This is a genomic window from Pedobacter sp. KBW01, from assembly GCF_003852395.1.
Lineage (GTDB): Bacteria > Bacteroidota > Bacteroidia > Sphingobacteriales > Sphingobacteriaceae > Pedobacter.
Genome location: NZ_QAJQ01000035.1, coordinates 37,458 through 51,015, shown reverse-complemented (window position 1 = coordinate 51,015; position 13,558 = coordinate 37,458). Strand labels below are relative to the sequence as shown.

The 13,558-nt window shown below is 39.3% G+C and carries 11 protein-coding genes; 7 read left to right on the top strand and 4 right to left on the bottom strand.

Annotated elements, in window-relative coordinates; translation table 11 throughout:
- Window positions 1-65: 65 nt before the first annotated feature.
- Window positions 66-413, bottom strand: a complete 348-nt coding sequence (locus tag DBR40_RS24655; protein ID WP_124562395.1) for a LytR/AlgR family response regulator transcription factor — start codon at window positions 411-413, stop codon at window positions 66-68.
- 118 nt (window positions 414-531) lie between these two features.
- Window positions 532-3,087 carry a PHB depolymerase family esterase gene (locus DBR40_RS24650; RefSeq protein ID WP_124562394.1) on the bottom strand — a complete coding sequence of 852 codons (2,556 nt, stop codon included), beginning with the start codon at window positions 3,085-3,087 and terminating at the stop codon, window positions 532-534.
- Between the two features lie 886 nt (window positions 3,088-3,973).
- On the opposite strand from DBR40_RS24650, the gene DBR40_RS27325 reads away from it, so the two are divergent.
- The 3 genes from DBR40_RS27325 to DBR40_RS24635 all read left to right on the top strand — a co-directional run bounded on the left by DBR40_RS27325 (window position 3,974) and on the right by DBR40_RS24635 (window position 5,393).
- Window positions 3,974-4,096, top strand: a complete 123-nt coding sequence (locus DBR40_RS27325; RefSeq protein WP_410522644.1) for a hypothetical protein — start codon at window positions 3,974-3,976, stop codon at window positions 4,094-4,096.
- A gap of 558 nt (window positions 4,097-4,654) precedes the next feature.
- Window positions 4,655-4,951, top strand: coding sequence for a hypothetical protein (locus tag DBR40_RS24640; protein WP_124562393.1), 297 nt, complete (start codon window positions 4,655-4,657; stop codon window positions 4,949-4,951).
- 151 nt (window positions 4,952-5,102) lie between these two features.
- Window positions 5,103-5,393: a YrhB domain-containing protein gene (locus DBR40_RS24635; protein ID WP_124562392.1), complete on the top strand. Its 291-nt coding sequence runs from the start codon at window positions 5,103-5,105 to the stop codon at window positions 5,391-5,393.
- Window positions 5,394-5,717: 324 nt separating this feature from the next.
- Here DBR40_RS24635 and DBR40_RS24630 read toward each other — a convergent pair whose 3' ends face one another.
- Window positions 5,718-6,188, bottom strand: a complete 471-nt coding sequence (locus tag DBR40_RS24630) for a hypothetical protein (protein WP_124562391.1) — start codon at window positions 6,186-6,188, stop codon at window positions 5,718-5,720.
- Between the two features lie 48 nt (window positions 6,189-6,236).
- A complete protein-coding gene (locus DBR40_RS24625; RefSeq protein ID WP_124562390.1) occupies window positions 6,237-6,896 on the bottom strand; it encodes a hypothetical protein in 660 nt (219 codons plus the stop codon).
- Between the two features lie 267 nt (window positions 6,897-7,163).
- Here DBR40_RS24625 and DBR40_RS24620 point away from each other — a divergent pair, with 267 nt between their 5' ends.
- The 4 genes from DBR40_RS24620 to DBR40_RS24605 all read left to right on the top strand — a co-directional run bounded on the left by DBR40_RS24620 (window position 7,164) and on the right by DBR40_RS24605 (window position 13,544).
- Window positions 7,164-7,625 (top strand): hypothetical protein, encoded by a 462-nt coding sequence (locus DBR40_RS24620; protein WP_124562389.1) that lies wholly within the window; start codon window positions 7,164-7,166, stop codon window positions 7,623-7,625.
- Window positions 7,626-7,808: 183 nt separating this feature from the next.
- Window positions 7,809-8,396 carry an RNA polymerase sigma factor gene (locus DBR40_RS24615; RefSeq protein WP_124562388.1) on the top strand — a complete coding sequence of 196 codons (588 nt, stop codon included), beginning with the start codon at window positions 7,809-7,811 and terminating at the stop codon, window positions 8,394-8,396.
- A gap of 99 nt (window positions 8,397-8,495) precedes the next feature.
- Window positions 8,496-9,602 (top strand): FecR family protein, encoded by a 1,107-nt coding sequence (locus DBR40_RS24610; protein WP_124562387.1) that lies wholly within the window; start codon window positions 8,496-8,498, stop codon window positions 9,600-9,602.
- A gap of 252 nt (window positions 9,603-9,854) precedes the next feature.
- Window positions 9,855-13,544 (top strand): SusC/RagA family TonB-linked outer membrane protein, encoded by a 3,690-nt coding sequence (locus DBR40_RS24605; RefSeq protein ID WP_158674131.1) that lies wholly within the window; start codon window positions 9,855-9,857, stop codon window positions 13,542-13,544.
- The last annotated feature ends 14 nt before the right edge of the window (window positions 13,545-13,558 follow it).

Here is a 13,558-nt window from a genome sequence, read left to right as displayed (position 1 = left end):
ATTTTATCTAATGTAGATGAAATGTGTAGGTTATACCTGCATTCCTAGATTTAAGTTTATAGCACTCAAAATAAATTTATGCAGGCAATTGTGAAACTGGCAACAATCAGGGACAAAAGTTCGGCAATGGTGGTAGTAAATGGAATCCGTTGATTGTTTATTAACTCAACATATTTGTTTTTTTTATCTATGATTTTTATAAAGTTTTTATTGATCAGATAAGACTGATTTATTCTGATAAATGATGTAGGGTCAAGCTCAGCCAGTAGTTTCTTCAGGGATTTACACATAATCAACTCCTCACCATTATCCAGAAAGATGCTGGTGTAGCAATTGTCAGATTTGCAGTAAGTAATTTCTGAATGCGGGACAAACCTCAGGGATTCATGAGAGTGAATAATTAATTTATTCATTGATAACGATTAGATTAGCTAGGCAGTATTTGTAAGGCAATAATAACAATATGGTATTCCGAAAACCACTGCGATTTTGACAATTACCTATGTTATTTTGACTGATGGAAATAACACGCTAAATTTTTGACTGTCCCCAGTACCGATTAAAGTAACCCGCCTCGACCATGGAATCAGACCCCCAAACTTCGTAATCGTACCATCCTCGCAAAGGGAGGTCTTTAACGTGGCTCCATAAATGTCTGTTGTAATTAGCACCAATAATCAGGACATATTTTTTGCTGTTAACGGGATTTGGATAGACAAAACTATAACTGATAGACTCCCCTAAATGCTTTTTTCCGTTAATTTCGATATATTTCCCGGTGACCTTTAAGGGGATTTGGTTTGCAAATCTTTTGATAATCCCATTTGTTTTTTCAGACCCTATTAAAATCAGGTTTTTATTTTGCAGGTCTAACTTGTTTATATCAACATCTTTCTTTGTTTCACAATCATTAAAAAAATCCTCCTTCCAGTTGCTATAGATGGTATTTGCAGCGATATGGATGGTCTCATTTTGATCTGGAGTTCCTAATGTCCCAGCTACTACAATAAAGCCGTTTTTAAATACGTCATTTATTGGCCCTTCGACCAGTTGCGTCTTTAACAATTTAGATTTTTTTGGCGGCGTCAACTCAAGCACAAGCCTGCCATTCACCGGATAACGGAGTCCTAATTTTTTTTGATTACAGATTACGCTTATCGGATCCTTTTTATCAATTTTAAGAACATCCCGAAGATCAATAGTCAGTTTGTTGACATTGGCCGTTGTTAGCTTAATGGAGTTTTTCCCAGACATGAACGCATAGACTTTTGCCTTTTTGCCATATTCCTTATCGTTGACCGTTATCCAAGAGGATTTGTTGTACTTAAGCTGATAAGTAGAGAAATTGATGGTATCAGGGCAGTGCCTTTGTTTATCTTTAAAAAAACCGAATATCTGGCTAATCACGACCTCCTCGGAAACCAGTTTAAACATATGTTCCTTCGTCGCATTATTTAATGTGTCTAAGTGAACCTTGCCACCGGCCTTTTTCAGTGTGTTAACCAATTGTTTGATAATCGAAAAATCAGCTTTCCTGTCATTTGGCGTATGATAGATGAGCATGGGGATGTTTTTATAATTTTCAGCCGTTTGTATAATATTATTGGCCTGGATCCAGATACCAGGGTATCTGTCAGACTGCGTATAGCCAAGCTCTGGGCCTTCAACCCCGATACCTGCAAAAAAGGAAGGGAACCGGTTGGCTATCAGTAGCGCCTGTAAGCCTCCTGAACAGTCACCATATAGAAATATCCGGTTATCATCAATGTGATAGTTCTTTTTGATTGCAGACAGAGCCTCAAAAGTAGCAGATGATGCAATTGGGTTTAAGTTGTAGTCTCGATATATCCTGGCGCTCGGCCATAGTACACCAAAGCCATACTTGTCAGCTAAGCGGCTAATCAATTCTATCCTGGTAATATCGGCTACATGCCAGCTTTCCAGAAATGGCTCCTGCTTGGTTACATAAGGCATCATCATAACCAAGGGCAATTTTTTGTTCAATTGACCGCGTTGCGGTATATATACCATATAATTGTCCACTGATTGATCAATTGATGACCGGAACCCCCTGATATGCAAACCCCCAATACGTGAATATGGCTCCTTTTTTAAGGATAATTTATTTAAAATAGTTCCTAACTCAAACAGCGTAGCAGAAATTTTCCTTTCCAACCATTCACCATATTGGTTCCTGGTACCGAAATCATCCATATATCTGAAACGTTGAAATAGTGTTTCCACGTTAATCCGGTTGATGTCACCTGAAAGCATTGGTTTGATTTGACTTTGATATTCGTTAAATACCTTGCGATGATCGCCAAAAATAAAACATTGCTGAATGGTGTCCAGGTCAGCAATTAACCTGCACTTGTAAGCGCCATTTTTTAAATCATTTAAAGCTAAGCTCCAATGCTTCCCAGCCGGCAATGTCTTATTGATAACGGTATGACCTGTGACATCTTTAATTTGCAGTTGGACCGGCCGGGTGGAAGGGATAAAAGCGGGGTATTTAAATCTTAGGGATAAACTATTGTCTTTGCCAATGAGGTAATGTTCACTGATACTAAAAAAATCAGCTCCAAATGCATATTTTCTAACATAATCGATGGAGGCAACATCTAAATGAAAGGTCCAGCTGATCTGGGCATCGGTTTGGCTAAATAGTTTTACCAGTAGATCGTTATTACCTTTTTTCAGATGAACCCTTACGATATACCTGTTTTTTGAGATTTGGGTAGGATTGGTCTCCTCCCTGACCAGTTTGCTATTTAGCCAAAGTTTAAGACTACCATGCATTCCAAATAACAAGGCAACGTCCTGCTCAACCTCACTTTTGATCGTACAGGCAGCATAACTGCCCGCTTGTTTGTTGGTATTAAGTACAGAATTTAACGGGATATAATCTTTTGCCTGATAATAATTGATTGAATTGGTTGATGAAAAAATTGAACTTTTTGAAAAGTCTTTATATCCGTCCTGATTAAATTTAGTACTATCCAGGAACGGCCCGGTTAATAACCAGTTCCTAATCATAATTGAACCATCAGTGCGCTGTACATCAGGTACATCGTTTACTGGAAGCACATTTTTTTTACAAGAATCTAATGAGATAAAAGCGAGGCAAAGACCACAGAAATTAAAAATTATCCTAAGAATAGTTTTATTGTTTTTTAAAGTGAGCAAGCGAACGTAGGCATGCATAAATTCATCTTTTGAAGTTGAAGCAGGTTTTTTATAGGTTCTTCCATGATTTTTAAAATGAACTAACCTTTTTGTTGAAGAATCATTGAGTGAAACCAAAATTACGTTAATTGATCGCATTGGCTAGTTCCTGGGGGCTTCGTTATGAATCAAGCGATTATTTTTAAGAATATAACCTATTTTTATAAGAATTCGATAGATCGTATTTTTTTGGATAAAGTGCATAAACTGGTTCTTCCATGGGTATTTCGGCAAAAATGTACACGAATTTCGCATTTAAACTGACACCTTATTTCGCTGCAAGCTGACAGCCTATTTCGGACCAAACTGTACGGCCTTGTCTTCGGATCAGGATTTCTTCACTCAGTAAGTCCTTTTAATTTTTTAAATTCAGGCCAAATAAAGGGCTCTCCTGCTAAAATGCTGCCGGATATGATAAATTGATCTTTCGGGTGGGATTTGAGGGGTTCAGTGCGCTTTTTGAAGGGTATTTAGATTTATTTCCAGTATTAATCCTTAAGGGTTGCTGGGGAAACTTTTGGATATTTGTCTGGGCAGGATGATTGGATGGATTTCCGAAAAGAAGGGAATTTGGAGCTGGTGATTACTTTTGTTCAGAGGGAAAGGGACAATTTAGTTAACCGCCCGGCAGTCAAATTCGCGTACAGTTTGGTCCGAAATGGATTGTACAGTTTTATTGAAATACGCACCTTGGGCAGGACTTTTGTTAAATATAAAAAGATAAAAGTTTAGTAACGTAAAAGAACTTGTGGCTGCAGTTGAGGCAGAGGTGGTAAAATTTTATGAAAATGACAATGCAGCTGCTGGAACACGCGTGAGAAACTTATGCAGGGCCTTAAAAATCTGGAACAGGAAATCTGTGCAGAGGTAACAGCGAAAAAGAACGCAAAGTAAATCCCCAACTCTTTTGGAAAATAGATGCCTTGACCGGGGTTGGCCAAGGCATTTTGTTAATTTCTTTGGTTGAAGGCAGACAGACTATATCCAAAACCATAATCAACTTTATAGCTTAAAGGCCGTACTTCATTACAGACAATCTTTTCTAAGGTGGATTAAGATTGTCTATGCTTTTAGCATGCTTAATCTAATATTAGACGATGACATATGGGCTTAAATCGTAGTTTAATTAAGATCCCTTTTACCTAATACAAAGTATAATTGCACATTTTAATCATGATTTTATTTCTTGTGAAAATCAAAAAAATAGATAAATTTATAACGAACGTTAAAAGTTATTGAATAAGATCAAAGTGGCTTGACTGATCACAAATAACTATTTTTATTTACAATTAACAGAATTAAACAAAGTAAGTAGGGGTATTAATTGTTCGATTGTAGTCTCTTCTAGTGTACATTTAAAGTCTTTAGTTTACTAAAGGCTTTTTTATGCACTTTTGTGTATGTATTTCAGTAATAACATCAGATTTAAATGGGAAGTATAGTAGATTTTAAAAAGACCCTGATAAATGAGCATCCTGATGTTACGTTTGCAGTACAACTCAAGGCATTGTGGTATGATGGAAAAGGTAACTGGACAAAAGCTCACGCACTAATCGATCAGCTAAATGACCGCCAATCCGCTCATGTTCATGCTTACCTGCATCGCAAAGAAGGCGATCAATTTAACGCCGGTTACTGGTATAGAAAAGCGGGGCAGATCTTTCCCGAACAATCTCTCGTAGAGGAATGGGAAGAATTGGTTTTGAAGTTTTTATCAATTAAATAATCGTCATGTTTTTATGGTAATTGTTTGTCTCAAGAGCTTTACCTGATGTATTTATTGGGCTCAAGTTAATCTATGGCTTACGCTGGTCTGACTTGCGCTAGATGGGAGCAGTAGGGGATACAAAGATTTTTATTTATTCCAACAAATAATAATGAGACAATTAGATTTAGTTACAGAAGAATTAGAAGCATATCTAAATGAGAAATATAAATATGTTGATGATAGTTTAGTTGTTTTAAGCGACGATACAATTGATAGAGGTCAATATTGGCTTTTTTTTTACATTAATAGGAAGTATTTAGAAACAAATGATTTATCAGATATTATAGTCGGAAATGCACCTATAATTATAAATAAATTGACTGGAGAAAAACATACTACTGGAACAGTTTATTCAATCGAATATTATATGAATGAATATGAAAAGAAATTAATGCGTTAATATAAATCATTCACTAGCTCTCGTTGACAGAGCTTTGTAAGCCCTTCTGTATTTGATATTTGTAATGATGCAATTTTACAGAGATGTTTCGCTACCTTCAGCATCACACAGTTTGCGAAGGTACCTGAGTTGTCTAAGGTGGTAGAATTTAAGGTTTGGAACGATAAAACTTGCGCCAGTAGGAGCTTTGGCTACCAGAATCTGGTTTCTATTCTTTTAGGCCAGGTTTGGCTACCAAAGTTAAAATAGCGTTTATGTATGCGGATAGATTGCTGCCAGCGGGAATTAGCTTTAGTGATACCGATAGCAAGTAGCTTTTTGTCCTCAATGTTTACGGCTAAAGAAGATCATATAGTTTTTTAAAGTAGAATAAGTAAATTTTACCTCAATACGGTTATTAGAGTAATTGAAGCTCCGCACTTCGCTCGTGGAATGCTCCCCGTCAAGTTTAAGGCCAAGTGCAGTAACCTGTTTTTGGAGGCTATCAACAAACGAAGAATCCCTGGACTTATAGTATAGGTTTGTATTAAACTTCCCCGGCACTATTTCGAATCCCATACCGGTAATCACTTCCTCCTCGCTTACTTTACCGCGGTTCATAAAATAATGATAAATGGTAAACTCAGGAGGCGTTGTCTGTTTAAAGGCCTTATAATTTTTATCTTTGGTTAAAAAGGTATTGACTTCCTTGTATGGCGCATTGTAAACGCTCATGAGGTCTGTCAGGCTAATAGACTGCGAAAAGGCGGCCAATGTTGATATGGCCAATGCAGAGAGGATTAATATTTTTTTCAAAGTATATATTTTGGCTGCTAAATTAGCAACTGGCATTTAAATTTAATGTTAATTATTGAACCTTGTGTTTACCATCTTTGCCCGGAATTTTCCCTTGCCGTTATAGATAATCGTATCACCAATTGCGTTTCGTTCAATGGCCTTAAAATCAATGTATCCATATAAGCTGTCGCCCGCTTTGTATTCAGGCTGGTTCAGGGTAAGCTGTTGATGGATGATCCAATGCTGCGGTTTATCTGTTTTTTCCTGGTACACTACGTCTGAATATTGGTAACCTTTAGTGTTGAAGCGTTTGTTGTGATAGCTGATCTCAAAACCGGTCCCGCCAAAAAGACCGTGCACTCCGATATCGATGTGCAGTGTATCTGAGCTGGAGAAATAGGCTGTACAGGTATTATAGGTGGAGTTCAGTGAGTCCTGTCTGCTGTGTTTTTCGCCGATCAGGATAGATACCATGCTGCTCCGCTTTAACGTAGTGTGTTGCTCTGGGAAGGTAGCTAATTCCTTTTGAGTATCCATTAACGCGAAAGTACTGTCTTTTGAAAGGTTAGGATTGATATTAACCGGATCCCATTGTTCCCAGTGGATGTTTTTGCAGCCGGTGAACAGGAAAGTAGTAAGTAGAATGGAGTAGGTTAAGTTGATGCTAGTCATGAGGCTTTTAGAATAGGATGTTTTAGGGGAGGAGTTTCCATAAAATCCTGTCATCACAAATATTTTAGATTTGGTCGAAGGTTTCGATGATATGATCAAATTTCAGCCAGCGGATAAATCTACTCTGAGTCCCGTTTTATTCTACATCAGGTACACCTTATAACCTGTAGTGTGATAAGGCCTAATGATCTCCCACAAGGTAGTGTTTACTGGGCACAAGATTGACAAGGGAGATTACGGCAGAAAAGTTTCAACAATTTGTGGATAGAAGTAATAGTAGAATTTAGGCTGCTTTGTTATTTTCGTATCCCAACTCATTTTATGATACAACTGGATTACTGCTTAAAAGATATTAAAGGACATTTACGGACCCTATCTCTCCACCGCTCCTCAGAGGAAGATTTATGGTGTATTAGTGAAGGGGAAGTACTGCTGGCCAGGATATCCAAGATGCAGGATGACTGGAGACAATTGAGCGGCGAAGGGTTATCCAGGGAATTGGTTAGGGGGGCTGGTGCCTTTATCGAGCGTAACTATTATGGTTCTGCACCCCTGCAGATCCGTAACCGCTGGCCGAGTATTATTGGCAGTGTAGAAAAGAAATCTGACTCCGAGATCACGATCATCTGTAAACCACAGGTTAATATCAGCACTTTCCGCACCATATTCTGCAAACATGTAAGCCGCCTGTTTACCCAGGAAATTAATATGGAGCTAAGGGTGTACAGTTATAACTTTACGCAAGACTTTAGCTATAGGCTGGAGGTTAAAGGGAGAAGGTAGGGGGGTATTTCCGCTATCTGTTTTTCAATTTTGTAGCTTCATTAGGTTCGGCAATAAGAAAAAGTTTTGGAGCATTCATTTTAACTTTTGTGAACAAATCCAGGCTGGTCTTCTGTTTTTTTAGGCTAATTGTTAAATAATACTTAACATTGTCCTTCTCTGTGACTAAAAAGAGATCAGCTAATGAATGGGGGCTTAAAAGATGAACTCTTGTTGCTTAAGGAAATGTCAGAAGGGGATTCAGGTTCATTTTCGCTTCTTTACAATTATTATAGCCGCCAGGTTTACCGCTTCATTTATAAATATCTTAAGTCTTCCGAATTAACCGATGATTTGGTGCAAGAGATTTTTATAAAAGTTTGGGACAATAGAATAAACCTTTCAGATTTGCGCAGTTTTAAATCCTATCTGTTTACCATTTCCAAAAATCATACGCTCAACTTTTTAAAACGGGCTGCTATTGATAAAAATGCTAAAAGTTTGATTTTAAGTAATTATCGGGCATCTGTATCCATTGAGGAAGATCTTCAAACCAAAGACTACCTAAACTATCTGGAGAAAATCCTGGATACCCTGACACCGCAAAGCAGAGAAACATTCCGCTTGTGCAGACAGGAGTATAAGAGTTATGATGAAGCAGCAGAAATCTTAGGTATTTCCCGCAATACAGTTAAGAAACATATGGTGAAATCAATGAAAATAGTTGGCAAGGCCGTTCAGAAAGACCTGGGTATACCCTTAACGATCTTTCTTGGTTTGCTCATCAAGTAGACTGAAAACTATTCTTTAAAAATATTTTTTATCCAAGGGGTACCCTAATCCCTTGTTGAGTTGTCTGCTACATAAACAAGGATAAAAAATAAAGGATTGATGAACGAGACTGAATTTAATAAGCGCTTGATTGACCGATATACCAACAATACCGCAACGGCGGAAGAATTAGAGGTTTTAGACGTTTTAATCCGTGAGAGAAAAGTCGACGAGCTGTTGAGCGCCCACATGGAAGATACCTGGGCGGCTTCAGAGATGGAGGCAGTACCAGTTCAGAAATCAATAAAATTATGGTACAGGCTAGCTGCGGCAGTGGTCGTTGTAATTGCCCTTTCTGCCATGCTATACCTTTATCTCAATCGTGCTCCTTTCGATGGAAGTACACAAATGCAGGCCAGGGGTGATATTTCGCCTGGAGGCAGCAAGGCAACATTAACTTTAGCTAATGGAGAAACCGTAAAGCTGGATAGCAAAAAAACAAAGGTCCTGACCAACAATGATCAGCTGGTTTATGATGATGGGAGTAGATTGAAAATTTCAGCTGGCGCAGTTGAACCATTGGACAAAAAAGAGCTGATACTGAGCACGCCTCGGGGTGGGACATACCAGGTCGTTTTGCCTGATGGTACCAAAGTTTGGTTAAACGCAGCGACTACACTTAAATTTCCTTCAACCTTTTCAAGGCTGGCCAGTAGAAAAGTAGAATTAAAAGGCGAAGCATATTTTGAGGTCACCAAAGATAAAACACGGCCTTTCATAGTTCAATCGGCAGGTCAGCAAATCAAAGTATTGGGTACCCACTTTAATGTTCATGCTTATCCTGATGAGGCAGCTACAAAAACTACATTGCTCGAAGGATCTGTTCAGGTTTCCAGCGGAACCCGGCATGCAATTTTAAAAGTAAATGAACAGGCCATAGTTAATTCAAATGCGATAAACACTGCAACAGTTGATCCCGAGGAGGCGGTTTCCTGGAAAACAGGATATTTTGTGTTTAACCGCGAAAATCTTGCAAGTATTATGTTGCAGGTAAGCCGATGGTATGATGTAGATGTTTCATTTGAAGATGAGGATATAAAAGCGGTAGCTTTTAGCGGTGAAGTTTCCCGCTTTGCAAAAGTGTCTGATCTGCTAAAAAAGCTCGAACTTACAGATAAAGTGAGCTTTGAAATCACAGGAAGAAAAATTAGGGTAAAACATAAATAGTACCAGGATTGAACCATCAACTATAACTAAACCAAACCAATGAAAGAAATAACAGACAGCAGTTAGAAAACTTAAAACTTGGAATCATCGAGGAATTCAGGAGCGCTTCCGACGCCCCTGAAAATATCTGATGAAACCACAAACCGAGTAAAGAACAACAATTTAAGGTATTTAACAGATCACCAAATGTATAAAATTTATCCCAGGATTTTATGTTGGCGTAGACAGCACACGCCCAAATTATTCCAGATTATGAAATTAATAACCGTCCTATTGATCGCTACGATCATGCAGACCAGTGCATCAACTCTTGCTCAAACCATTACCTACAAGCAAAATAATGTTTCATTGGAAGTTTTTTTTAAAGAAATCAGACAACAGACCGGCTATAGCGTATTCTGGTCTTCGGATGCTATAAAAAGCAGGAAATTGGATGTTGACTTTAAAAATGCTCCCTTAACTGATGTCATGGAGAAATGTCTCCAGGGCCAGGGGCTCACCTATACCATTGCAGATCAAACAATCGTTATCAGGGAAAAAGAGAAATCTTTCCTTGATCAGCTCATAACAAGAATCAGGGCTATCGAAGTAAGCGGACGTGTCCTGGATGAAAGCGGGCACCCGCTTGTAGGGGCTACAGTAAGTGTATTGAAGGTGGAGGGAACTCCGCCACCGCTTGATGGCAAAACCGTAACAGATTTTTCGCTGATTTATAAGGGAAGAAATGCAGCAGCGCTTACAGATAGTAACGGATCTTTTTTATTGAAAAATGTAGATGAAAATTCAGTCATCATCATTTCCTATACCGGATATAAGCTTTATCAGGTTAAGGCTGCCAAAAATCTGGGGAACATAAAGATGGTTATGGAGGCAGGTAGCCTACAGGAAGTAAATGTGATGGTAAATACAGGATATCTTTCTATTGCCCGTGAAAGAAGTGCAGGCTCGATAGCCAAGCCTGATATGCAGGTGCTGAAAAACCGCTCCGGTTCAATGAATATTATACAGCGGCTGGATGGACTTGTTCCCGGCCTAACAATAAATAACGCGCCGAATTCTACCGGAAGTAGCATTCTTGTAAGGGGGCTCACCTCCATTAACGGCTCAAAGAATCCATTATATGTGGTGAATGGTATTCCCGTAGACGACATTAGCTCGGTAAATCCAAATGATGTTGAAGATATAACTGTTCTTAAAGATGCTACTGCTGCATCAATCTGGGGAGCAAGAGCAGCAAACGGCGTAATTGTTATCCTAACTAAAAAAGGTAAGAACAGTGAAAAAATAAAGCTCGACTATGATGCTTTCATCAATTTTCAGGGCAAACCGGATTTAAATTACCTGCCTGTTTTAACCAGCGGCCAGTTTATTCAGGCAGCCAGAGAAATTTTCGATCCGGTAATCAATACCTGGGCGACGGTTTCCAGGGCCAATTCCGGTAATGCGGTAATAGCGCCCCATGAGCTGATTATGTACAACCAGTCAAGAGGGATTATTACAAAAGAACAGGCCGACATGCAGCTTGGTGCTTTGGCAGATTACAATAACCTGCGGGAAATCAAAAACCTCTGGTACCGTAATGCAAGCCTGATGAACCATACATTTTCACTGTCGGGTGGTGGCAATAAATATAGTTTTTATGGCTCTGCAGCCTATACAGATACCAGGAACAATACACCTTATAACAGGAATGAAAATTATGGACTTAATTTGCGGCAGGACTATAAATTTAGTGACCGTTTACAGCTTTACCTGATTACAGATTTAAGAAATAACATCACCAGCTCAAAACAACCAAATAGCGCACGCCCGGATGCACGTTTCCTGCCTTATGTCCCTTTCACGAATACAGATGGTACAAATGCTTCCATGCCCTGGCTGTACCGTACGGATGAACTCAGGAATACCTATGAAAATCAAAGTCTGGTTAGCCTGAATTATAATCCGCTTGATGATTTAGATTATGGAAATAATAAAGGTAATCTGCTGTACGGCAGGCTTACCTCTGGTTTAACGATGAAATTGCTTAGCGGACTTCGCTACGAAGGTGTATTTGGTATTTCTAAAACCCTGGATAAAACTTCCACATTATTAGATGAAAAAAGCTTTGCGGTAAGGAATGAACTGGTTGCCTTTACTGTTGCCCCAAAAACTGCAGGCGCATTACCCTCGTATTACCTGCCTTCAAGCGGTGGCAAGCATACGGTGAACAATAATCAGCAGCAGAACTGGACGCTAAGGAATCAATTGGTGTATGATCGTGAATGGCTTAATGGTAAGCACCAGTTAACTTTATTGGCGGGACAGGAAGCACAGGAGCTTTTTAGCAACACAAATGCTTCCGTTGTCCGTGGATATAACTCGCAGCTGTTAAGTTATGGCGCAATTGATTACAACCTGCTTTCAAAATTAACAACTTTAAATAACGGAGCTCCTGCGGCTGGTAGCGGGGTGGTATATTATGGTGTTCCGGTTTTTCCCAATAGCAGTAGTTACAGTATTTTACCACCAGATCAGTATAGTGAAAGCGAGCTCACTACCCGTTTTACCTCATACTATGCAAACGGGGGGTATACCTATAACAAAAAGTATACGGTAAATGGAAGCTGGCGTTTGGATAAGTCGAATTTATTTGGCAAAGATAAATCTGCCCAGAGCAAACCGGTGTGGAGTGCAGGGGTAAGCTGGGCTGTTGGAAAGGAATCATTTATGGAGAACATTGGCTGGTTGGATAAATTGGTGCTCCGTACTACCTATGGCCTTGCGGGTAACTCACCCGATCCCGGGTCTGCAGCTTCGTTTGATGTGCTGAGTAAAATTAGCAGTCTGTTTTTTCAGAATACAAATGGGGTGGCCATTAGTACACCAGGTAATAAAAAGTTAAGCTGGGAAACAACCAAAACAACCAATTTGGGGATCGATTTTGCTGTACTGAAAAACCGCATTAACGGTTCAATAGACCTGTACAATAAAAATACAGAAAACCTGATCGGATTTACGCCTGTTAACCCCTTTACCGGTTATGCAAATATCACCGGGAATTTAGGCAGTATGAACAACAAGGGAGTGGAATTGAGCCTGACAACCCTGAATATACAGCAGGAAGATTTTAGCTGGACCACCTTATTCAATTTTGCATATAACAAGAACAAGATCACCAAACTCAATACACTTAAAACCTTAAATGGAATTTCATCTCCCTTATCACTTGCAGATGATTTTATTAGTCAGCCATATCTGGAAGGCTATTCGGCATTCTCTATTTTTGCTTATCAGTTTGCTGGTCTTGATAAGCTGGGAGATCCCCAGATCAGATTAAAAGATGGTACAGTTACCAAAACCCCCGGGTCAGCAAAAATTGAGGACCTAAAATATATGGGTACCTACCAACCTGTTTGGAGCGGAGGGTTCAGCAATGTATTCCAGTATAAATCAGTTTCATTAAGCTTGAATACAATCTACAACCTGGGTAATGTGATGCGCCGCGATGTAAACACTGTTTATACCAATACACGCCTGGTGCCTGGTGTGGGGTCCTTAACCTCAGGAAACATCAACAGCGAGTTTGCAGACAGGTGGAAGAATCCGGGAGATGAACTGCTAACCAATATTCCATCCTATGTGAATGCAGGGGCAACCAGCACAGGACGCAGAAATGTTAGTTACTATACCGTGTCGGATATTAATGTGCTGGATGCCTCATATATTAAATTAAGGGATGTAACACTTGCCTTTAGCCTTCCGAAATCTTTATTGTTCAGATTAAAGGTGGCTGAGCTTACTTTCAGGGCACAGGTTTCGAATATTGTTTTGTGGACGGCCAATAAGTCGGGTATAGATCCCGAATTTCAAAATGCATTGGGTGGGCAGGTTGCAGGTGGGGCCAGGACTATGCCATTTAACCAGCATACCATGACCCTGGGGGCCCATTTAACGCTTTAATCTTTTAAACGTAA